Below are 22,405 nucleotides of genomic sequence, written 5' to 3'. Positions count from 1 at the left end.
AGAGGAATATTTTCATGATTAGTTTAAGTGACCTCAGAAAATTTAAAGCGGAAGGTCGAAAATTCTCCTGCTTAACTTGCTATGATGCAAGCATGGCGAAAGCAATGGAAATTGCTGAAATTGATACGATTTTAATTGGTGATTCTTTGGGTATGTCTATTCAGGGACGTGACTCAACCTTGCCTGTCAGCGTGGCGGATATGGCTTATCACACTGCGGCGGTGCGTCGTGGTAATCAACACGCTTTTATTTTGACTGACTTACCATTTATGAGTTATGCCACCTTAAATGATGCATTGCAAAGCTCCAAAGAGGTGATGCAGGCGGGTGCGCAAATGGTCAAAATGGAAGGTGGTGCATGGCTCAGTGAAACCGTTGCAACACTGACTCGTAATGGTATTCCTGTCTGTGTGCATTTAGGTTTAACGCCACAATCGGTGCATGTATTTGGGGGGTATAAATTACAGGCACGTACCCGGGAAGCTGCAGACAAACTAATTGCAGATTGTAAAGCTGTTGTAGAAGCTGGTGCGGCGATTCTATTATTAGAATGTGTGCCAGCTCAGCTAGGTCAAGAAATTTCTGCCTTGTTCCCTGAAATTCCAGTAATTGGAATTGGCGCGGGCGCAGATACTGACGGTCAGGTACTAGTGGTGCAAGACATGCTGGGGCTGACTTTTGGTCGTGTCGCAAAATTTGTACGTAACTTTATGAAAGAACAAGCGGGTGAAACTGCCATTTTGGATGCGTTTAAAGCCTATCATGCTGCAGTTCAAGATGGCTCTTTCCCAGCACGTGAACAAACTTTCCAAGTCGAGTTGTAATATGAAAACTGAAACCACAATTCAAGGCTTAGCGGCTTCATTACAGCCTGCACGCGCTGCACGAAAAACCATTGGTTTTGTTCCGACCATGGGCAATTTGCACGAAGGGCATTTAACCTTAGTGCGCGAAGCGAAAAAAATATGTGATGTGGTGGTGGTCAGTATTTTTGTCAATCCAATTCAATTTGGGCCTAATGAAGATTTTGATAGTTATCCACGAACTTTAGACCAAGACAGTCAATTGTTGGCAGAAGTTGGTTGCGACATTATTTTTGCACCTTCAGTTGAGCAAATGTATGGCAACAAACCACGTTTGACCAATATTTCAGTGAGCGAGATCACGGCAGACTTATGTGGTTTGCAGCGTCCTGGACACTTTGATGGTGTTGCGGTGGTCGTGACCAAATTATTCAATATGGTACAGCCAAACTATGCTTTCTTTGGTGAAAAAGACTATCAACAATTGGCAGTCATTCGTCAGTTTGTACGCGACTTGAATATTCCGCTAGAGGTGATTGGTGTGCCAATTGTACGTGCGGCAGATGGTTTGGCACTCAGTTCACGCAATGGTTATTTGAGCGCAGAACAGCGTCAAATTGCACCGACAATCTATCAAAGTTTAAAGGCTGCTGCACAAGCATTACAGCAAGGTGAAACTTTGTCACAAGTGTTAGCGAATATTAAAGCAACATTGACAGCAGCAGGCTTTGTTGTGGACTATGTAGAGGCGCGTACAACAGAATTGCAGAAAATTGAAGCATTTAGTGAAGATCTGGTGTTGTTCGTTGCAGCAAAATTGGGCAACACACGTTTAATTGATAATTTGCAGGTCAAACATTCTGCATAGCTGGCAATAGAAGGGTTGCATGCCATGAAACGTATTTTGATCGTGACAGGTCAATCGGGTTCAGGAAAATCTTCGGCATTACAAGTGTTGGAAGATTTGGGTTATTACTGTATTGATAATTTACCTTTGGCATTGCTCCCCGAAATTGTGGATAAACTGGATCAGGAAAATAACTTGGAGCAGTTGGCATTGGGGGTAGATGTACGCAGCACCCGTGCCGACTTGCAAGAGTTTGATTTGGTATTTGAGCAACTGCAAAAGCATGGTTCAGTCGATATTATTTATCTGACCACGCAAGATCAGGAATTGATTGCCCGTTTTAGCGCATCACGCCGTCCGCATCCACTCTCTAGCCGTTTTAAAAGCTTGAATGAATGTATTCAAGAAGAAAAAAACTTGTTGATGCCGATTCAGTTCCGCTCTACGGTGCATATTGATACCACTGACAAAAGCGTGCATGATTTAAAACATGTGTTGTTGTCTAAGCTTGGGCAAACTGACAAATTGATTGTAATTTTACAATCCTTTGGCTATAAGCACGGAATCCCCTTAGATGCCGATTATGTGTTTGATGTGCGTCATTTGCCCAATCCACATTGGGATTTGGAGCTAAGAAAACATTCAGGCTTAGATGCACCTGTGCAGAAATTTTTGCAACAAAGTCCGCAAACCCATGAAATGTTTCAGGACATCCATCAGTTTTTAGAAAAATGGTTGCCAGCCTTTGCCGAAGGACATCGACACTACATCACCATTTCAATTGGCTGTACGGGTGGGCAACACCGTTCCGTTTATATCGTAGATAGACTAAAAAAAGCACTTGAGGCAAAATGGTCTATTCAAGTCTTACACCGAGAAATGAAGCACTGGTCATGATTGACACAACTGTTGACGTAATTAATAAACTAGGTTTACATGCACGGGCATCTGGGAAGCTGATTGAAGTGACCACCAAATTTCGTTCGTCAATCCAAATTGGTAAAGGCGACAAATTGGTTGATGCCAAAAATATTATGTCCTTGCTCATGTTAGGTGCAGGCAAGGGAACTACTTTACGCTTGGTGATTGATGGTGCAGATGAAGAAAAAGCTTTATCTGATATTCAAGCACTGTTTGCAGCAAAATTTTACGAGGCAGATTAATCGTGGCACGTCGACCGCAACGTTTTACCGAAGATGACTTTGAATCTTTAGAAGGGCGTGCAAGTAAAACCGAACAGAAAAAAGCCGTACAACGTATGGCTGCACTGGGCGAACAATTGGCGCAGTTAAGCGCCAAACAAATTCAGAAACTTCCAGTAGAAGAGCGTTTAATTGATGCTTTACTGGAATTGCAAAGCATTACTTCACATGAAGCACGTCGTCGTCAGTGTCAGCGTATTGGTAAATTGTTGCGTAATGAAGATGAAAGCGTAATTTTGTCTTATTTGACACCGCAACAAGGTGCGAAAAAAACCGCACAGTTACAGCGTTGGGTGGAACGAATTATTAAAGACGGCGACCCTGTGATTAATGATTTTAGTAAAACCTATAAAGCGGCTGAACGTCATACACTGCGTCAGCATGTGTTGCGTATCCACCGTGATATGAAACAGGAAGTGTCTGCGGAAGAACTTGAAGCATCTAAGCTCAAGTTGTTTAACTATGTGCAGCAAGTGGCTTTATTGTCAGAAAGCTAGATTAGCGTACCTTATCTAAGAAGATAGATAGCGTGAGCTGATGATTGCACAAAAAAACGACTCATGACGAGTCGTTTTTATTTGGTCTTAATATAGAGATTTTCAAATTTTAGCCAAACTCACCGACTGAACGCTCTTTGGCCCATTCACGCAGTACAAATTTTTGTAATTTACCTGTCGATGTTTTTGGAATTTCAGTAATCACCACATCCTTTGGTACTTTAAAACGCGCCAAATGTTGACTGCAATAGGCAATAATTTCTTCAGGGCTGACCTGCTTGCCTTCTTTCAGTTCAATAAAGGCACACGGGACTTCCTGCCAACGTGGATCTGGTTTTGCCACCACTGCGGCTGTCAAAACTGCAGGATGTTGATACAGCACCTCCTCCACTTCGAGTGACGAAATATTTTCACCCCCTGAAATAATCACATCTTTAGAACGGTCAGTAATTTTGGCGTAGCCATCGGGTTGGCAGACGGCTAAATCACCTGTATGAAACCAACCGCCTGCAAATGCTTCTGCGGTGGCTTCTGGGTTTTTCAAATAACCTTTCATCACGATATTGCCACGGAACATAATTTCGCCCATGGTTTTGCCGTCTTTTGGTACAGGTTGCATGGTTTCTGGGTCTAAAACTTTCATGCCATCTTGCAGCGGATAAGGCACGCCTTGACGCGAATGTAATTGTGCTTGTTCTTGAATGGATAGGTCGCTCCAGCCTGCTTGAGAAGCACACAGCGCAGATGGGCCATAGGTTTCAGTTAAGCCATAAACGTGAGTTACGTTAATGCCAATATTGCGCATACCTTCAATAATTGCTGCTGGCGGTGCAGCACCCGCAACCATCACTTCAACACGGTGATCAAACTGGGTCTTTTTCTCCTCAGGGGTGTTGATGAGCATCGACAAGACAATTGGCGCACCGCAGAAATAATCGACTTTGTGCTCTGCAATTAATTTAAAAATCAGTTCAGGGTCGACTTTACGTAAGCAGATATTGGTGCCACCGTTGGCTGCCATCGTCCATGCAAAGCACCAGCCATTACAGTGGAATAGGGGCAGTGTCCATAGGTAGGTTGCACGTGGGGTCATCCCGCAGGCAATAATATTACTGGCTGCATTAATGTAGGCACCGCGATGATGATAGACCACGCCTTTCGGGTTGCCTGTCGTGCCAGACGTATAGTTCAGGCTAATTGCATCCCATTCATCTTGTGGCAAATGCCATTCAAAATTTGGGTCACCTGCAGCCAGCCAAGTTTCGTATTCAATCTGTCCGATACTAAGGGCATTGGCAGCATGCTCATATTCTGCATCGTTGACATCAATCACGTAAATTTCATGATTGACCATCGCTAAGGCTTCTTGTGCCAAAGCCGCAAATTCAGGGTCAACCAAAAGCACTTTGGATTCTGCATGATCGAGCATAAACGCCAGTGTTTTGGCATCTAAACGAGTGTTTAGTGTGTTCAGCACTGCACCCGCCATTGGCACAGCAAAGTGTGCTTCTAGCATGGCAGGAACATTCGGAAGCAGCACCGAAACAGTGTCATTTTTGCTGATGCCTAAATTTTGAAGTTGATGTGCAAATTGGCAGCAGCGCAAATAAGTTTCGCGCCAGGTAATTTGACGTGAACCGTGAATAATCGCGTTTTGGTGCGGGTAAATATAAGCTGCCCGTTCTAAGTAACGTAACGGGGACAAGGCGACAAAGTTCGCAGGGGTACGCGGTAATTCATCGTATGCGCTGACCATTGTTATTCTCCATAATATGTGTCGTTATTTTATCCATCAGAGGGTCTGCTGACATTTCATGCATGACTTGCGCTGTAGGCTAAAACTGAGCAGATCAGGCATGAAACGCGGGGAATAGTGGGTCTATTGCCAAGTTTCATAACGCAATCTGGGAAAGTTTTAGCCACAGCCTTTCAGGACGAGCATATTTTTTGCTGCTATTGCGTTATGAGTCAGTCATTTAGAATGCTAAATTTCCAGCCTCATGCCTTATATCAGCTAAAAAATATGCGTTGTCGCAAACATGGATGAATTGTCAACAGACCCTAAAAGATAGGGATTTTATGACAGCTTTGCAGTTATGCTTTAGTCGAAAATCTGTTGTTTTTGTTTTGAATCGCTTGTAAGTACATTTAAAAAATAGTTTAAGTAAAATTTAGCAGCTATTTTTTATTCAATAAAAATAGTAGCTTATTGGAAAATATTAACTTATTCTGTCATTTGGCTTTTATAGAGTGATGGGCTGAGACCTGTCCAACGCTTAAATGCACGTCGAAATTCGCGTAATTCACTAAAGCCAAGTTGTTGGCTAATTTCAGTCATGCTCAAAGGCTGTTGTAGCAGTTGTTTGGCTTTATTTTCCAAAACGTGTTGGCGCAGGTTTTGGAAGTTGCAGCCTTCGGCAAGTAATTGTCTGCGTAAATGTCTTTCGCTCATTTGAAAATGTTGTGCCGCTTGGTGCATATCAAAGTGCTGAGGTAAATGCTGTTCGATTAGATAACTCAACACGTGTGCATATTGCTGTTGATTAATCGCCTGCATATCCTGATACGCTTGTTGGCAGACACGCAGGGCGGTGCTGTAATTGGCGGCACTAGAGGTTTTAATTTGGCGTCCTAAAATCTCTGGTCGGAACACCAAAGCATTCATGTATGATGAAAAGTGCAGAGGACATTGATAATGCACCTGATAAGCCTCTAAATAGTCGGGTTGGGCAAAACTAAAATGCACTTCGACCAAATCTTGATGATTGCCAAGCATGACGTCTAAGCAGCTAACAATACTGGAGAGGACTTCATCGCAAAAAAAAGCGCAGTAAGTTCCCCGTGGGATAACGCTCTTTCATCACCAGTGTAGGAGAGGTCGAGGAAAAATCGTACTCCAAATCCATCACACTGCCTGAAATGGGATGGTACTGCAGTCCTGTCTGTAAGGCTTCTACAACATTTTGACTGGACACCATGGCAAAACCGAGCATGCCCATGGAAATCAGCCCCTTGTCACGTCCAATTTCTAAGCCTAAATGTGCACATTGAGTGTCTTGCAGGGCGCGTGTCACCACTTTGCAAATATCTTGAAATGAAACAAAACCATTGCCTTGGACGATTTGATCAAGATCTTGAGAAATTCCCTGAAACCATGGTTGATAGGGGATCTGTTGTTCTTTGGCGTAATGAATCAGACCTGACAATAAGGCAGGCGGCACGTGCTGCAGCAAGTAGTTTGAAGTTGCTGACATAAGTCCGATTATCCCCCCATGCCATTGTCGCTTTGACCCTTATTTGCCGTGATGCAATTTTGTTTAATGGCATTGATCAGCGTCATGACTGATTGTATAGATGAAAAGGAATACGATTGCAATGTATTTGGTGGGTTGGGATAAACAGGAAATTCATATTCAGCCAAAAGGGCTTGCCATGTTTGGTTATGGCAACTGGAAACATCGTGCCTATGAACAACGAACAGCTTTATTTGCCCGCAGTATTTGTATTCAAACCTTAGACAATGACTTATTAATTTTTTGCTGTCTGGATATGGGGTGTGTGACCTATGCCATGCGTCATTTAGCGATACAGCGTTTACAGCGTAAACTGGGGGAGCGTTTTCAGCCGCAGCGTTTGGTATTGATGGCAACGCATACTCATTCTGCACCTGGCGGTTGTGCACCTGAAGCGTTGTACAATATGCCCACACCTGGTTTTGTGCCTGAACATTTAAATGCAGTGGTCGATGCGATTGTGGGCGGTGTGCTCAAAGCTTTGGCGACCCAGAAAAAACCGATATTTATATGAGCAATGGTCGTTTTGCAGAAGAAACGCCAGTGGCATGGAATCGCTCTTTAACAGCGTATAACCGTAATCCTGATGTATCTCGTAGAACGCTGGAACAGGCACATTTGGCCTTAGATCGTGATATGCAATTGCTTGGTTTTTATCGCGAAGGTAATTTACAGGCAGTTTTTTCTTTATTTGGGGTGCATGCTACCTGTTTAAGCAGTCGTTTAAGCGCTCATGATGGTGATAACAAAGGTTATGCCGCACTTTGTACCGAGCGTGCACTGCAACAACGTGGGGTCAAAAATCCTGTGGCAATTTTTGCCCAAGCCGCAGCGGGTGATGTTTCTCCACATTATCATGGCCCTGAGCAGTCACAGGTACGTGCTGCAATGCGCGATGAAAAAGAATACGAATATACACAGCAAAATGGACGCTATCAAAGTGAGTTGGCACTGAAAGCTTTGGCACATAGAGGTACGCCGTTAATGGGAGCTTTAGATGCTGTGTGCCATTATGTCGATTTAAGCAATATTGAAATTCCAGTTGAATTTGCGATGGGGCAAACAGATGCAAAAACCAGTGCAGCCTGTCATGGTGCAGCATTTTTTGAAGGAACACCTGTAGATGGTGCAGGTGTGGCACAACCGATTTTTAAAGGTATGCAATGGTTAGCGCAGCGAGTGAAAAAGAAAAAGTTGAGTAATCCTCAAGCCGCAGATTATAGCTATTATCAACAGCTATATGCCTCACAAGGCCCCAAAGATATTGTGCTGGAATGTGGTTCTAAAACCATTTTTGGCAAGCCACTGAATCATTATCCTAAATTTTTAGACAAACTGATTGCAGAAATGAACAAGCAGGCCAGTGTAGGCGCAATTGATCATAGCTTGTTGGTACCGAATGTAGTGCCATTACAATTAATTAAAATTGGCGACTTAACCTTGCTGTGCTGTCCTGGGGAAATTACTACTGTTGCAGCTAAGCGGCTCAAAGTAACCGTACAACAAGAATTGGAATCGACTCAAAAAGTATGGTTGGCTTCATATTGCAATGATTATATGGGCTATGTGACCACCTTCGAGGAATATCAACAACAAGCCTATGAAGGTGGTCACACTTTATATGGACAGTGGACTTTGGCAGCGTTGCAAACTAAATTTCAATATTTCGCAGAGCAATTGAATTTGCCTATTCCACAACGCGATACAGCATCGTTATTACCGCCCGCTGTACCTTTGGATGAATTAGAAAAAAGAACATATCGTGACAGTTTGAAAGCTAATGCGCTAAATGAATTGTAGTTTTTTTATACATTGTTCCATGTGAAACATATTCTAAATCATGTACTAGTCAGGAGGTTAATCTAAATCAATATGGATAGAGAGGTCATTTATCTCATCCATGTGTCTCTATTTTTTTAATGCGGTACTTTAAAAAGTAACGCAAAACAAACTGCAATAAAAATAAATGCCACGCAGAAAAAGGAAGGATTATGAAACAGCGTTGGAGTAACTGGTCTGGAAAGCAAACAGCCTATCCAGACTTTTTACAGCCGAAAAATGTAGATGAACTGAAAAAAATTGTGCGAAAGCACGACAAAATTAGAATGGTCGGAGCAGGGCATTCCTTTAGCCCCTTAGCCACAACCGATGATGTGATGGTGAATTTAGATCATATTCAGGGGGTGCATCAATTTAATGCACAAAAGCAGCAATGCACCTTACATGCAGGGACTCGGCTGTACAAACTGGGTGAATGTCTAGCTCCGATTCATCAGGCGCTGCAAAATCAGGGCGATATTGATCATCAGAGTTTGGCAGGTGTGGTTGCAACAGGAACACATGGCACAGGTGTGGATTTACCTTGTCTATCGGCTTTGGTGACTGATTTTGAACTGCTCACAGCAGAGGGTGAGGTGTTGCAATGTTCACCTGAACACAATGCTGAAATTTTTCAGGCAGGTCGGGTCGCGCTGGGCAGTTTTGGGGTGATGACCAAAATCACTTTACAAAACCGTTCGCGCTATAAACTCAAAGAGCAGCTACGTTTATGTGCCTTGAGTGATATTTATCAATATATAGACCGTTGGAAGCATCAACATCGCCATACTGAGTTTTGGGCATTTTTACACAGTGATCAGGTGATTTTAAAAACCTTAGATGAGAGCCGAGGATTGACGGATCCTCGTCCGCAACATTGGTTATCAGAAGACCGTTTATTAAATTTTTGTTCGGAAATAACCCGTGTTTTTCCACAGTTAAATCCGTATTTACAATCTTTGTTGGGCGTGTTTATCAAACCGAGTACTCATGTCGATTGGTCGAGTCAAATTTTCCCAACGCCACGCAATACCAAATTTAACGAAATGGAATACCAATTGCCTGCCGAGCAAGGTTTGGCGTGTTTAGAAGAATTATTGGCGGTTTTGAAACAACAGCGTGTCGCCATGTTTTTCCCAATCGAGTTTCGCTATGTCAAAGGCGATGATATTTGGCTGAGTCCTTTTTATGGACGGGATTCGGTGTCTATTTCAATCCACCAATTTTATAAACAAGATTGCCAACATATTTTTAAATGGGTCGAACCGATTTTACAAAAATATCAGGGACGTCCACATTGGGGCAAATTGCACAGTATGCAAGCGGATCAATTACGTGAGTTATATCCAAAATGGGATGATTTTATGCAACTTCGTGAGCAGCTTGATCCACAGCAAAAATGGATTAATCCATATTTAAGACAAATTTTCACGATTCCAAGTTTGAGTGCAGCGTGATGTTCAATAAACAACTCAAGCAATCGCAAAATAAGAGCATTCAATTAGGGAGCGTGACATGCAAAGTGATTATTTTCAGCAACTCACCCACAGTTTGCAGCAACAGGGTACAGGAACACCGCAACTGATTGTGGATATGGCACGTTTTCAGCATAACTTGGATTATGTTGCAGCCCATTTGCCTGCACGGTTGCAACCACGACTGGTGGTGAAATCGCTAGCGTGTTTGGAGATATTGCAACACGCAAGCCAAAGTCTGAATACGCAGCGTTTTATGTTGTTTCATCTGCCACATTTGTATGAAGTGATGCAGCACTTTCCACAAGCAGATGTACTGTTTGGCAAGCCAATGCCAATACGTGCGGTAGATGCTTTTTATCAGCAGGTGATGGCGTCTGCTGAGAATATCCAATTGCATTTACAATGGTTGGTTGATCAACCTGCACGTTTACAACAGTATTTACATTTGGCACAACAACGCCAGCTTTGTTTGAATATTAATCTTGAAATTGATATCGGTTTGCATCGTGGTGGGGCGCAAGATCATGCTGGATTTATGCAAATGCTGGAATTGATTCAGCAGCATCCACAACATTTAAAACTGTCAGGTTTGATGGGGTACGATGCGCATGTGGTGAAATTACCAAATGTATTTCATGCACAAGCCAAAGCCTATCAACACTCACAGCAGCAATATAGAAATTATAAACAACTGATTCAGCATCATTTTCCAAAGTTGTGGCAGGATGACTTGTGTTTTAACGGTGGTGGTAGCCTGACATTTATGCAGCATTGTCAGCACAGTGAATGTAATGATCTGGCTTTTGGTTCGATGTTGCTTAAACCCAGTGATTTTGATTTAAAAATCTTGTCAGATTTGCAATCGGCTTTGTGGATTGCAACACCTGTTTTAAAGGTATTGGCTGCGGTACTAGTGCCTGGCTTAGATCGTTTGCAGTCCTATTTGCCACAATCCAATCAAGCCGTTTTTGTTTATGGTGGCTATTGGATGGCAGATTATGTTTATCCTGAGAGCAGTCATCCACATGCTTTATACGGACGCAGTAGCAATCAAGAGTTGATTCAAGTACCCAAACAGCATCGCATCCAAATAGATGATTATGTATTTTTACGCCCGCAACAGAGTGAGGCGGTGTTGCCACAGTTTGAAGCGGTGTATGCCTATCAACATGGACAATTCACGCCGTGGGCAACCTTTAGGGAATAAAAACAGCTGAAATGCCGATTCTTTGGCTTTTTTAGTACACAAAGGTTTAAACCTGTACGCAAGCCGTGTAAAATTTAAGGCGCTTTTTATTTATACACCGTTTTTATCTTTTGAGGGTCTCCCTTAATCATAATCTCGCGGTGATATGCTCCATGGTACGGGGCATCACTCCTTAAGGATTTTTATCTATGCCTATTATCACTTTGCCAAATGGCGATCAAAAACAGTTTGATCAAGCCGTATCTGTGATGGAAGTTGCTCAAAGCATCGGTCCGGGTCTTGCCAAAAATACAGTTGCTGGACGTGTGAATGATCGTTTGGTCGATGCCTGCGATTTAATTACCGAAGATGCAACCCTACAAATTATTACGCCTAAAGATGAAGAAGGCGTAGAGATTATCCGTCACTCATGTGCGCACTTAGTGGGGCATGCGGTAAAACAGCTTTTCCCTGAAGCGAAAATGGTGATTGGCCCTGTCATTGAAGAAGGTTTCTACTATGACATCTGGATGCCTCGTCCATTTACGTTAGATGATTTGGCAGCAATCGAAGAGCGTATGAAAAAGCTCATCGACCAAGATTATGATGTTGTGAAAAAAATGACCCCGCGTGATGAAGTAATTGCAGAATTTACAGCGCGTGGCGAAGAATATAAATTACGTTTGATTGCAGACATGCCAAACGAAACCCAAATGGGCTTGTACTATCATCAAGACTATTTGGATATGTGTCGTGGTCCACACGTTCCAAACACTAAATTCTTAAAGTCGTTCAAACTCACCAAAATTTCAGGCGCTTATTGGCGCGGTGATGCGAAAAACGAACAGTTACAACGTATTTATGGTACGGCTTGGGCGGACAAAAAACAGCTCGCGGCGTATATCAAACGTATTGAAGAAGCAGAAAAGCGTGACCACCGTAAAATTGGTAAAGCTTTGGACTTGTTCCACATGCAGGAAGAAGCGCCGGGCATGGTGTTTTGGCATCCAAATGGTTGGACAATTTACCAAGTGCTTGAGCAATACATGCGTAAAGTACAACAAGACAACGGTTACCTAGAAATTCGTACCCCGCAAGTGGTCGATTTCACGCTATGGGAAAAATCAGGACATGCTGCCAACTACGCAGACAATATGTTTACCACCCATTCTGAAAACCGTAACTATGCAGTAAAACCAATGAACTGCCCATGTCACGTACAAGTCTTTAACCAAGGGCTAAAGTCATATCGTGATTTGCCAATTCGTCTGGCAGAATTTGGTTCATGTCACCGTAACGAGCCATCAGGTTCACTGCACGGTATTATGCGCGTACGTGGCTTTACTCAAGACGATGCCCACATTTTCTGTACCAAAGAACAAATTGGGCCAGAAGTTGCAGACTTCATCAAACTGACTTTAGATGTTTATAAAGATTTCGGTTTTGAAGAGGTGCAAATGAAACTGTCTACACGTCCTGAAAAACGTGTGGGAGATGATGCACTTTGGGATATGGCAGAAAAATCTTTGGCTGATGCCTTGGATGCTGCAGGTCTGGAATGGGAGTTACAACCAGGTGAAGGTGCGTTCTACGGCCCGAAAATTGAATTCTCACTGAAAGACTGCTTAGGTCGTGTGTGGCAATGTGGTACAATTCAGTGTGACTTTAACTTGCCTGAGCGTTTAGAGGCATCTTATGTCACTGAAGACAATGATCGTGATCAGCCTGTAATGTTGCACCGCGCAATTCTTGGCAGCTTTGAACGATTTATTGGTATACTTATTGAGCACTATGCAGGCTTTATGCCACCATGGTTAGCGCCAGTGCAAGCTTGTGTCATGAATATTACCGATTCACAAGCTGCTGCAAGTGAACAGGTCGTCGCAAAACTTAAAGAAAACGGTATTCGTGCTATTTCTGACTTGAGAAATGAGAAAATCGGCTTTAAGATTCGTGAGCGTACATTAGAGCGTATTCCATACTTACTGGTACTTGGGGACCGTGAAGTGGAAGAAGGAACGGTAAACGTCCGTACTCGCTCAGGAACAAATTTGGGTACTATGTCAATTGATGCTTTCATTGACCTAGTGAAAACAGCCGTCGCAGAACGCGGCCGGTATATTGTGGAGTAACAGCGATTAAACAGCCTGACCGTAATCAACAGGGCGGAAAATCTAACCGTCCTGCTTTGAATGATGAAATTCGTGCAAAAGAAGTCCGTCTTGTAGACGAAAATGGTGAGCAAAAAGGTATTGTAAGCTTGGCTGATGCATTACGCGCAGCAGAAAGCGTTGACCTTGACTTGGTGGAAATTGTGGCAAATGCCGAACCACCGGTGTGCAAAATCATGGACTTTAACAAGCATTTGTTTGATCTAAAGCAAAAGCAGAAAGAAGCGAAGAAAAAACAGCATCAAGTACAGGTGAAAGAAATCAAGCTCCGCCCTGCGACTGATGTTGGTGATTACAACGTAAAATTACGTGCAATTATCAAATTCCTTGAAGAAGGGAATAAGGTAAAAATCACTTTACGCTTCCGTGGTCGTGAAATGGCTCACCAACAGTTAGGTTTGGCTCAATTGCAAAAAGTTGAAGCAGATGTAATTGAATATGGTGTAGTTGAACAAGCACCAAAAATGGAAGGTCGTCAAATGGGTATGTTGCTTGGTCCTAAAAAGAAAAAGTAATCCCATCTTGAACAAAAGAAGCACTGCACCTTGGCGGTGCTTTTTTTTGCGTGATGAAAGTGAGCATCTATGTTTCATGTTTATGAGATATGCCATTCGATAAAAAAACTCTACGCAGCGACACGCAACAAACGCTTAAAAACATGCTATAACTAAAACCGCAATAGAAGAATGCTGGTCAAAAAGCAAAAAAAGTAATGAAGGATAAAACATGATTGATCTTTATTATTGGGGCACCCCCAACGGTCATAAAATTAGTATTGCACTTGAAGAAATGGGTTTGGAATATCAAATTTTCCCCATCAATATTTCAGAAGATGATCAATTTCAGCCAGATTTTTTAAAAATTTCGCCCAATAATAAAATTCCTGCAATTGTCGATCAGAACGGTCCGCGTGGTGAGCCAATCTCTGTGTTTGAGTCGGGTGCAATTTTGCAATATCTAGGGCGCAAAACTGGCATGTTTTATCCTACCGATGAACAGGAGCGTGTTGAAGTAGAGCAGTGGCTCATGTGGCAAATGGGTGGTTTTGGTCCAATGTTAGGACAGAATCATCATTTTAGCCGTTATGCACCAGAGAAAATTCCTTATGCGATTGAACGCTATATCAATGAATCCAAGCGTTTGTATGGCGTGTTAAATAAGCAGTTGATGGGGCAAAAGTACGTGGCGGGCGAATATTCAATTGCTGATATGGCTATTTTGCCGTGGGCGTTACGTCATGACTGGCAAAATATTTCGCTGGAAGATTATCCGTATGTACAAGACTATATTACACGGCTGACTGCGCGCCCTGCAGTGCAGAAAGCACTCGCGATTCAAGTTTAAATCTACTTTTATGCTAAGATGCCAGCCACCTGATACCTTACTTTTTCAGGTGGCTTTTTTATTGGATGAGCTATGCAAGAATTTTTTTTAAACTTTACCAAGATTGTTGAGCAAAATGCCAAAGTGTATTGGAGCATTATTTTGGGCATTGTGTCTTGCTTGATCTTATTTGTGATCGAAGCATTTCATGTGCAGAATATGATTGCGGCTTTAAATAGCACAGATCAACAGGTTTTACGTGCTGCGATTGAGCCTGTTACTCAGCGTTATACATGGGCACGTGCGGCACTTATTTTGCTTAGTATTGTTTGGGCGAACTGGGAATATCGTAAAACCAAGCAGGCTTTAGGGCTTTAAATCGTCTATGCTTTGGACGCTGTTTGGTTTATTTTTATCTGCATTTGGTGCGGCAACTTTATTGCCTTTACAGTCCGAAGCTGTGTTGTTGGGGCTGTTATATGAAGGCAGCTATGCACCCATTTGGCTGATTAGCATTGCCAGTCTAGGCAATATTTTAGGTTCTTGTGTGAACTGGTATTTGGGACTCAAGATCGAACATTATAAAGATAAAAAGTGGTTTCCTGTTTCGGCTACACAATTAGAAAAAGCACAGCACACCTACGCCAAATATGGGTTTTGGTCTTTACTGCTCAGTTGGGTGCCGATTATTGGTGATCCAATTACGCTGATTGCAGGTTTAATGAAAGAACATTTTGCCCGTTTTGTGTTGATGGTGAGTCTAGCCAAAATCGGGCGTTATCTGTTTATTTATTTTGTTTATACATGGGTTTAAGCAAGCAACCCCTATTATCTATAGACACTTATGACTGTTCTTGAGCATCACACGTGTTTAAATCAAAATAAATTTCATCTTTTAATTTTGACTTTTTATACAGCCAAAATTGACGCGGTACATCTACTTGAGCAGCTTTCACTGCAGCTAAAACTTGTTGATCAAGTGCGTATTGTCCCGAACCTTGTGTCAATTTCACACGTTTCACTTCGCCATGCTTATTTACTTTGAATTGAAACTTTAACTTACGTGAGTGATTTTTTAAATCTTCCGCACTTAAGTTTAATTGTGGTTGACTACGATACTTAAATTGAACTTTTTGCTGTTGTTGCTGTGCTAACCATTGTTTAGATTGAAAATCAAACTGGCAATCTTCGTGCTGGTTATCCTGAAATCTTAAATTAAAGCTTTGAAAACCAATGGTCGGTACGGCAGTATCTTCTACATAGGTCGGTTGAATTTCAGCAGTGCGAACCGCTTGTAATAAGGCATCATCTAATTTTTTCAGCCCTGTACTTTCTTGAATAGTGGCTTGACTGATTTTGCCGGTTTCATCTGCATAAATACGCACAATTGCAGCTCGGTTTTGTTGATTTAAATCTTCATTTTTATATTTGGGTTGTGGAAACTTGCGCCATGCTAAGCGTGTGGTGAGATGAGCAGGCAAGGCAGCACTTTTTTGTACTTCGAGTGTGGCTTTTGGTGTCGATTTCTGCTGCGGTGGTTTTGCAAAAAGATGCGTCGCACTGAGTCCAAGCAATAGAATTATATATAAAGATGTTTTCATCATATTACGGTCTTTTTTATCTCACACAAGACGAGGCGAAGTATTGATGGAATTGTGGATAATCGCAAGGGTAATCCGCAACTTATTGCAAGTTTTTAGGGTGTTTCTGCACAATTTTTGACAGAGCTTTAGCTTTATTTTGAATTGTAGTGGGTGTTCACAATTCCAGTATTTTTTCCTGAGTTGAATTACGGCAAATGAGTGAGGTAATGATCATTTTTTATTTAGCCAATATGCTTTTGTTTTAAGCAAAGATGCTTTAGAATACTCGCTCCCTTACCTGCAGGTCGTTTTTGCAATGGTGCAGACGTGCCGAACAGGTGTTTAAAGAGGTTGTTATGGCTAAGTTAAAAACTCGCCGTGGTGCAGCTAAACGTTTCAAAGCGACTGCTAACGGTTTCAAGCGTAAACAAGCGTTCAAACGCCACATTTTGACCAAAAAATCTGCTAAACGTATCCGTCAATTGCGCGGCTGTGTAATGGTTCACGTGAGTGACGTTGCTGCTGTTCGTGCTATGTGCCCATACATCTAAGGAGATTATAAATGGCTCGTGTAAAACGTGGTGTACAGGCTCATCGCCGTCATAAAAAAATTCTTGCTCGTGCTAAAGGTTACTATGGTGCTCGTTCACGCGTATATCGCGTAGCGTTCCAAGCGGTAATCAAAGCAGGTCAATACGCTTACCGTGACCGTCGTCAAAAGAAACGTCAATTCCGTGCTTTATGGATTGCGCGTATCAATGCGGGCGCTCGTCAAAATGGTTTATCGTACAGCCGTATGATCGCTGGCTTGAAAAAAGCACAAGTGATTATCGACCGTCGCGTACTTGCTGACATCGCTATGCATGACGCAGTTGCATTTGCTGCTTTAGCTACAAAAGCTAAAGATGCATTAGCTGCATAAGTCTTTATGACTTAAAAGAAAGACCGCATTTGCGGTCTTTTTTTATGCCTGAAATTTAGGGTCTCTGCCAAGTTTCATAACTCAATCTGAGAAATTTTTAGCCACAGCCTGAGCAAAAACAAGCACTGCTTTGTTTGCAGCGGAAGGCGCAGCGAAGGACAAGCATATTTTTTGCTGCTATTGCGTTATGTGCCGGTCATTTAGAATGACTAAATTTCCTGTCCCATGCCCATGCCTTATATCAGCTAAAAAATATGCGTTGTCGCAAACATAGACGAATTGTCAACAGCCCCTAAGCTTATAAACCAAAATAATAGGCAGCTGCACAAATAACCACAGTCATTAAAATCAGTTTAATCACGGCAGATGTACCCACTATATGCGTAGCTGCAGGTGTTGGTATTTGTGGTGAAGCGATGTTTTGTACTTGGCTAGGCGTTGATTCAAAAGGATCAGGTGTTTGCACTGGCGTGAGCTGTGCGGTCTGATAATGGTTCGCAACCTTGGTGATAAATTTGGCGTGTAAATCTTCAAGTTTCTGAGAAAAATGACGTAAATTGAGTTGTTCGCTTGGTTCAAGTTCTGTGCCATCGGCATGATAAGGATGCTGGATTTTATTCTGAATGTGTTGATCCAGTGCATCTAAACGATACAGCATCTGATGTGCATAGGCAGCAGGGTAGTCTGCGGGAATTAACGCCAAAGTTGGGTACATGCTTTCAGTTGCGTTTTGAGTAAGATCTACACCGAAATAAGGTTTAGCGCTTTGCTCTGGTTCAACAAACTCTGTAGCACAAGGATTTAAAAATAACTCGGAGCGAATAAAGCGATCAATTTCATCCCAGTTTGGAGAGGCAAAATCTGTATCGAGCTGTCTGGCAAGTTTGTGATTTAATTGATAACGCCACATGACTTCTTGACGTAGCTCGCTCTGTTGGGAAACAGGCGTCATATAATCTTGTTCTGCGGTATACCATTCTGCAAGCTCTTTTCCGAAAATCCAAGCAGATTTGTGCTGTGCCTCGTGACTCACAATAAAGTGTGCAAAAGGCAATAACTCTACATTTGGATTGGGGTTTTTTTCATCATTTAAAATACTTGCCTGATGTAGGCTTAAACGTCGCACACCTTGTTGTTTAAGATGCTCTAACCAGATTTGAAAGTGTTGTGCCAGTAAATGTTGTGACAATAAATCACGAAACTGAATTTGATGCTGGTTAAACACTTGATGCTTGAGCCAATGATTAAAACTTAAATCTTGAGCCAAATATTCATTGCCATAAGTCACAAGGGCAAGTTGCTGTTTCCAAATCTGATCGAGCGCCATAATGTTGAGATCTCGTGGTGATTGGCTTTATCTTATACTTTTTGTATTTCAAGATGCTAATCTAATTTTCATTACATCGAAGCTTCATCAAAGCGACTAAAAACTGTTAGAATACGGGGTTTTTAAATTATTTCTAAATTGTTGCTTTTGAGAGTTACTATGTCACTGGAAGCCCTGACCAATGAAGCGCTCGCTGCAATTGCAGCAGCAGAGGACCTTGCTACACTCGACCAGGTGCGAGTGCAATTTACGGGGAAAAAAAGCCAGCTTGCGGAACAATCCAAAGCACTGGGTAAAATGGACCCTGAACAGCGTAAAGAATTTGGTGCACAAATTCATGCTGTGCGTGAAGCAATCAATGCGGCATTAACTGCGCGTCAAACTGAATTACAACAAGCGGCTTTGGCACAAAAACTGGCGAATGAAACTGTTGATATTACTTTGCCAGGTCGTGGTCAAAGCATCGGCAGTATTCACCCAGTTACGCAGGTACAGGAACGTATTTGCCAATTCTTTACCAAAGCAGGTTTTACCGTGGCAACGGGCCCAGAAGTTGAAGATGACTATCACAACTTTGAAGCGTTGAATATTCCAGGACATCACCCTGCGCGTGCCATGCACGATACTTTCTATTTTGATGTGAATCATTTATTGCGTACCCACACGTCGGGCGTACAAATTCGCACCATGGAAAATCAACAGCCGCCTATTCGTATTGTTTGTCCAGGTCGTGTGTATCGCTGCGACTCAGACCAAACACACTCACCAATGTTCCATCAAATTGAAGGCTTATACGTCGCAGAAAATACCAGTTTTGCAGAACTCAAAGGTTTGTTGATTAACTTATTAAATGAATTCTTTGAAAAAGACTTAAAAGTACGTTTCCGCCCATCTTATTTCCCATTCACAGAGCCAAGTGCTGAAGTGGATATTATGGATGAACGTGGTCGCTGGTTGGAAGTTTTGGGCTGCGGTATGGTGCATCCAAACGTGTTACGCGCTTCAGGCATCGACCCAGAAAAATATAAAGGTTTTGCCTTCGGTTTAGGGGTAGAGCGTTTTGCGATGTTGCGTTATGGCATCAATGACTTGCGTATGTTCTACCAAAATGATGTGCGTTTCTTGCGCCAGTTTGCTTAAAAACAAATTTATACCTCTCCCTGACCTCTCCTAAAAGGAGAGGGGTGTCCATATATGACACAGGATGCTTCTTCTTTGAAAAGAGGGAGTAGAGGGGATTCAAAATTTAGATTTATAGGTTTTATATCAATGAAAATTAGCGAAAATTGGCTACGCACGTGGGTTAACCCAGCCATTGACAGCGATACTTTATCGAATCAACTCACGATGCTGGGTCTAGAAGTTGATGATATGTCACCAGCAGCAAAGCCATTTACAGGCGTTGTGGTGGGTGAAGTCTTAACGGTTGAACAGCATCCAGATGCAGATCGTTTACGTGTGACTACGGTAAATATTGGTTCAGGTGAGCCGTTGCAGATTGTGTGTGGTGCGCCAAACGTGCGTGTAGGTATGAAAGCACCTGTGGCAACCATTGGTGCGGTATTGCCAGGCGACTTTAAAATCAAAAAAGGCAAACTGCGTGGTGTGGAATCACAAGGGATGCTCTGCGGCGCATCAGAAATTGACCTTGAAGATAAACTTGATGGTTTGTTGGAACTGCCTGCAGATGCACCTGTAGGTGTGAATGTACGTGAATATCTTGATCTAGATGACCATGTCATTGATATCAGTATTACTCCAAACCGTGGTGATTGTTTCAGTATTCGTGGTATTGCCCGTGAAATTGGGGTGATTAACCAATTGCCAGTGAATACACCTGACATTCAGGCAGTAGCGGCAACTATTCAGGATGAAAAAACTGTACAAAGTTTGACGGAAGGCTGCCCACGTTATTTAGGTCGTGTGATTAAAAATGTAAATACCAAAGCCGCTACACCTGAGTGGATGGAGCGCGCGTTGGCACGTTCAGGTATCCGTCAGCACAGTATTTTGGTTGATATTACCAACTATGTCTTGATTGAATTGGGTCAGCCAATGCACGCTTTTGATGGTGCTAAAATTCAAGGTGGCATTCAAGTTCGTCAAGCGACTGCAGCAGAAAAATTGGTGCTGTTAAACGAGCAAGAAGTTGAGCTGCAAGATGATGTGATGGTGATTGCCGATGACGCAAAAGTATTGGCGATGGCGGGCATCATGGGTGGTTTATCTTCTGCGGTAAGTGATGAAACCACAGAAATTTTCCTTGAATCCGCTTTCTTTGCACCATTGCATATCGCAGGTCGTGCACGTCGTTATGGTTTGCATACCGATGCCTCACAGCGTTATGAACGTGGTGTCGATTTTGAATTGCCATTATTGGCGATGAACCGTGCATCACAACTGATTGCAGAATTTGCTGGCGGCGAATTTGGTCCAATTACAGTGGCAGAACAAGCAGCACAATTGCCAACACGTGAAGCAATTGCGTTAAATCAAGCGCAAGTCGATCAGCTCTTGGGTTATCACGTTGATGCTACATTTATTGCCGATGCTTTAACTCGTTTAGGCTGCGAAGTTACTGTTCAAGCTGAAGGTCAGTGGAGCGTTGTACCACCATCACATCGTTTTGATATGGCAATTTACCAAGACTTAATTGAAGAAGTTGCTCGTATTCACGGTTATGACAACATTCAAATCAGTTTGCCTGTGATTGATGTGCAATTAGCAAAATACCAAGATCAGTTTGAAGTTGCGCAATTACGTCAAACCGCAGTGACTTTAGGTTATCAAGAAGCAATTAGTTTTAGCTTTGCCGATGCAAAATTGGAAAAACAATTAAACCCTGCAGTGAATCCGTTGGCATTGGCGAATCCAATTTCAAGCGATTTGGCAGTAATGCGCTCAACGTTGTTATCCAGCTTAATTCCATGCGTTCAGTACAACGTAAATCGTCAACAAAACCGTGTGCGTTTCTTTGAGTTGGGTTTACGTTTTGATTATCAACATGCAGCAAGCATTCATGACTTGAAGCAAATTCCAACTTTGGCATTGATTGCGGTGGGTGCTAAACATGCAGAATCTTGGCATGCTAAAGCTCAGCCTATGGATTTCTTCGATTTTAAAGGCGATATTGAAGAAATTTTAGCTGCAGGTCGTGTGCAGGTAGAGTATGTTCGTTCAGAGCGTACTTGGTTGCATCCTGGACAATCTGCTGAAATTTTGGTAGATGGTCAGTCTATTGGTTACTTTGGTCGTTTACATCCATCTTTAGAAGATGAGCTGGATTTAGGCACGGCTTGGGTAGCAGAACTCGATCAAACAGCAGTTTTGCAAACTTATGTATCTAATTTTACAGAATTATCACGTTTTCCATCGGTTAGACGTGATATTGCGCTTTTAATTAGTGATAAGATAAATGTAAGCGAAATTCAGCAACTTATTGAAAAAACGGGTGGAGCGCTGTTAGACTCAACTTGGTTATTCGATGTGTATACTGGACAAGGTGTTGAACAAGGCAAGCGTTCTTTGGCTTTTGCTCTGTTATGGCAACATCCAACACGTACACTTGAAGATGCTGAAATTAAATCTGGTATGGATAACATTCTGCAAGTGTTGGAAAACACTTACCAAGCGACATTGAGGGCTTCATGACAGCATTAACAAAAGCAGAAATGGCTGATCATTTAAGTGAGCTCACGAGTTTAAACCGCCGTGAAGCGAAACAAATGGTCGAGTTATTTTTTGATGAGATCAGCCAAGCACTGATCTCTGGCGAGCAAGTTAAACTTTCAGGGTTTGGGAACTTCGAGTTACGTGATAAACGTCAACGACCTGGTCGCAACCCGAAAACAGGCGAAGAAATTCCAATTTCAGCCCGCCGTGTAGTCACATTCCGCGCAGGGCAGAAATTCCGCCAGCGTGTGGGAAATGAGCAGATCGATTGATCTGCTTTTTT

General features: G+C 42.5%; 22 protein-coding genes and 1 pseudogene. 18 read left to right on the top strand and 5 right to left on the bottom strand.

The window, feature by feature from the left end:
- Nucleotides 1-14 precede the first annotated feature (14 nt).
- Genes panB through yjgA form a run of 5 tightly spaced genes read left to right on the top strand, consistent with a single transcriptional unit; the run spans nucleotide 15 to nucleotide 3,349 of the window.
- Nucleotides 15-824 carry a 3-methyl-2-oxobutanoate hydroxymethyltransferase gene (panB, locus tag C3Y93_RS06760; protein WP_004975120.1) on the top strand — a complete coding sequence of 270 codons (810 nt, stop codon included), beginning with the start codon at nucleotides 15-17 and terminating at the stop codon, nucleotides 822-824.
- A gap of 1 nt (nucleotide 825) precedes the next feature.
- Entirely contained in the window at nucleotides 826-1,671 is an 846-nt protein-coding gene (gene panC, locus C3Y93_RS06755) for a pantoate--beta-alanine ligase (RefSeq protein WP_019836308.1), read from the top strand.
- Between the two features lie 24 nt (nucleotides 1,672-1,695).
- The gene (rapZ, locus tag C3Y93_RS06750) at nucleotides 1,696-2,547 is read left to right on the top strand and encodes an RNase adapter RapZ (RefSeq protein WP_104852463.1); all 852 of its coding nucleotides are present in this window, start codon (nucleotides 1,696-1,698) and stop codon (nucleotides 2,545-2,547) included.
- Nucleotides 2,544-2,813: an HPr family phosphocarrier protein gene (locus C3Y93_RS06745; protein WP_026438354.1), complete on the top strand. Its 270-nt coding sequence runs from the start codon at nucleotides 2,544-2,546 to the stop codon at nucleotides 2,811-2,813. Before rapZ ends, C3Y93_RS06745 begins: the two co-directional genes overlap by 4 nt.
- Before the next feature lie 2 nt (nucleotides 2,814-2,815).
- Nucleotides 2,816-3,349, top strand: coding sequence for a ribosome biogenesis factor YjgA (gene yjgA, locus C3Y93_RS06740; protein ID WP_004975130.1), 534 nt, complete (start codon nucleotides 2,816-2,818; stop codon nucleotides 3,347-3,349).
- A 109-nt stretch (nucleotides 3,350-3,458) separates the two neighbouring features.
- Here yjgA and C3Y93_RS06735 read toward each other — a convergent pair whose 3' ends face one another.
- From C3Y93_RS06735 to C3Y93_RS14540, 3 genes are all read right to left on the bottom strand, one after another.
- Complete coding sequence (locus C3Y93_RS06735; protein WP_104852462.1) at nucleotides 3,459-5,105, bottom strand: acyl-CoA synthetase; 1,647 nt, start codon at nucleotides 5,103-5,105, stop codon at nucleotides 3,459-3,461.
- A gap of 468 nt (nucleotides 5,106-5,573) precedes the next feature.
- On the bottom strand, nucleotides 5,574-6,125 hold the full coding sequence (locus tag C3Y93_RS14545) for a helix-turn-helix transcriptional regulator (protein WP_322873888.1): 552 nt from the start codon (nucleotides 6,123-6,125) through the stop codon (nucleotides 5,574-5,576).
- A gap of 34 nt (nucleotides 6,126-6,159) precedes the next feature.
- Nucleotides 6,160-6,603, bottom strand: coding sequence for an AraC family transcriptional regulator ligand-binding domain-containing protein (locus C3Y93_RS14540; RefSeq protein WP_322873887.1), 444 nt, complete (start codon nucleotides 6,601-6,603; stop codon nucleotides 6,160-6,162).
- Between the two features lie 121 nt (nucleotides 6,604-6,724).
- Here C3Y93_RS14540 and C3Y93_RS06725 point away from each other — a divergent pair.
- The 8 genes and pseudogenes from C3Y93_RS06725 to C3Y93_RS06690 all read left to right on the top strand — a co-directional run bounded on the left by C3Y93_RS06725 (nucleotide 6,725) and on the right by C3Y93_RS06690 (nucleotide 15,432).
- Nucleotides 6,725-8,442: pseudogene (locus tag C3Y93_RS06725) on the top strand (neutral/alkaline non-lysosomal ceramidase N-terminal domain-containing protein).
- A 191-nt stretch (nucleotides 8,443-8,633) separates the two neighbouring features.
- Nucleotides 8,634-9,917, top strand: a complete 1,284-nt coding sequence (locus tag C3Y93_RS06720) for a D-arabinono-1,4-lactone oxidase (protein WP_104852461.1) — start codon at nucleotides 8,634-8,636, stop codon at nucleotides 9,915-9,917.
- 58 nt (nucleotides 9,918-9,975) lie between these two features.
- Entirely contained in the window at nucleotides 9,976-11,145 is a 1,170-nt protein-coding gene (locus C3Y93_RS06715) for an alanine racemase (RefSeq protein ID WP_104852460.1), read from the top strand.
- A gap of 188 nt (nucleotides 11,146-11,333) precedes the next feature.
- Nucleotides 11,334-13,256 carry a threonine--tRNA ligase gene (gene thrS, locus C3Y93_RS06710; protein WP_004975142.1) on the top strand — a complete coding sequence of 641 codons (1,923 nt, stop codon included), beginning with the start codon at nucleotides 11,334-11,336 and terminating at the stop codon, nucleotides 13,254-13,256.
- 5 nt (nucleotides 13,257-13,261) lie between these two features.
- Nucleotides 13,262-13,810: a translation initiation factor IF-3 gene (gene infC / locus C3Y93_RS06705; RefSeq protein ID WP_096902435.1), complete on the top strand. Its 549-nt coding sequence runs from the start codon at nucleotides 13,262-13,264 to the stop codon at nucleotides 13,808-13,810.
- 211 nt (nucleotides 13,811-14,021) lie between these two features.
- On the top strand, nucleotides 14,022-14,639 hold the full coding sequence (locus tag C3Y93_RS06700) for a glutathione S-transferase N-terminal domain-containing protein (protein WP_004975146.1): 618 nt from the start codon (nucleotides 14,022-14,024) through the stop codon (nucleotides 14,637-14,639).
- Nucleotides 14,640-14,711: 72 nt separating this feature from the next.
- Nucleotides 14,712-14,996, top strand: a complete 285-nt coding sequence (locus tag C3Y93_RS06695; RefSeq protein ID WP_004975148.1) for a hypothetical protein — start codon at nucleotides 14,712-14,714, stop codon at nucleotides 14,994-14,996.
- A 7-nt stretch (nucleotides 14,997-15,003) separates the two neighbouring features.
- Nucleotides 15,004-15,432, top strand: coding sequence for a YqaA family protein (locus C3Y93_RS06690; RefSeq protein WP_004975149.1), 429 nt, complete (start codon nucleotides 15,004-15,006; stop codon nucleotides 15,430-15,432).
- A 28-nt stretch (nucleotides 15,433-15,460) separates the two neighbouring features.
- Here the strand turns inward: C3Y93_RS06690 and C3Y93_RS06685 are convergent, their stop codons facing one another.
- Entirely contained in the window at nucleotides 15,461-16,219 is a 759-nt protein-coding gene (locus tag C3Y93_RS06685) for an energy transducer TonB (RefSeq protein ID WP_416224612.1), read from the bottom strand.
- 338 nt (nucleotides 16,220-16,557) lie between these two features.
- On the opposite strand from C3Y93_RS06685, the gene rpmI reads away from it, so the two are divergent.
- Both rpmI and rplT read left to right on the top strand, forming a co-directional pair.
- On the top strand, nucleotides 16,558-16,752 hold the full coding sequence (rpmI, locus tag C3Y93_RS06680) for a 50S ribosomal protein L35 (protein WP_004975152.1): 195 nt from the start codon (nucleotides 16,558-16,560) through the stop codon (nucleotides 16,750-16,752).
- Nucleotides 16,753-16,763: 11 nt separating this feature from the next.
- Complete coding sequence (gene rplT / locus C3Y93_RS06675) at nucleotides 16,764-17,123, top strand: 50S ribosomal protein L20 (protein WP_004975153.1); 360 nt, start codon at nucleotides 16,764-16,766, stop codon at nucleotides 17,121-17,123.
- Nucleotides 17,124-17,421: 298 nt separating this feature from the next.
- On the opposite strand, the gene C3Y93_RS06670 is transcribed toward rplT, so the two are convergent.
- A complete protein-coding gene (locus C3Y93_RS06670; protein WP_104852458.1) occupies nucleotides 17,422-18,450 on the bottom strand; it encodes a hypothetical protein in 1,029 nt (342 codons plus the stop codon).
- 159 nt (nucleotides 18,451-18,609) lie between these two features.
- Between C3Y93_RS06670 and pheS the strand changes: the two genes are divergently transcribed.
- The 3 genes from pheS to C3Y93_RS06655 all read left to right on the top strand — a co-directional run bounded on the left by pheS (nucleotide 18,610) and on the right by C3Y93_RS06655 (nucleotide 22,394).
- Complete coding sequence (gene pheS / locus C3Y93_RS06665) at nucleotides 18,610-19,590, top strand: phenylalanine--tRNA ligase subunit alpha (RefSeq protein ID WP_004975156.1); 981 nt, start codon at nucleotides 18,610-18,612, stop codon at nucleotides 19,588-19,590.
- Between the two features lie 129 nt (nucleotides 19,591-19,719).
- The gene (gene pheT / locus C3Y93_RS06660) at nucleotides 19,720-22,101 is read left to right on the top strand and encodes a phenylalanine--tRNA ligase subunit beta (RefSeq protein ID WP_104852457.1); all 2,382 of its coding nucleotides are present in this window, start codon (nucleotides 19,720-19,722) and stop codon (nucleotides 22,099-22,101) included.
- Nucleotides 22,098-22,394, top strand: a complete 297-nt coding sequence (locus C3Y93_RS06655; protein WP_004649746.1) for an integration host factor subunit alpha — start codon at nucleotides 22,098-22,100, stop codon at nucleotides 22,392-22,394. The genes pheT and C3Y93_RS06655 overlap by 4 nt, the downstream gene beginning before the upstream one ends.
- Nucleotides 22,395-22,405: the final 11 nt, after the last annotated feature.

Origin of the sequence: Acinetobacter sp. SWBY1, from assembly GCF_002946595.1 — a bacterium.
In the GTDB taxonomy this organism is placed as follows: Bacteria; Pseudomonadota; Gammaproteobacteria; order Pseudomonadales; family Moraxellaceae; genus Acinetobacter; species Acinetobacter towneri.
The sequence above is the reverse complement of the archived record's forward strand: the minus strand, read 5'-3'. Positions and strand labels throughout refer to the sequence as shown.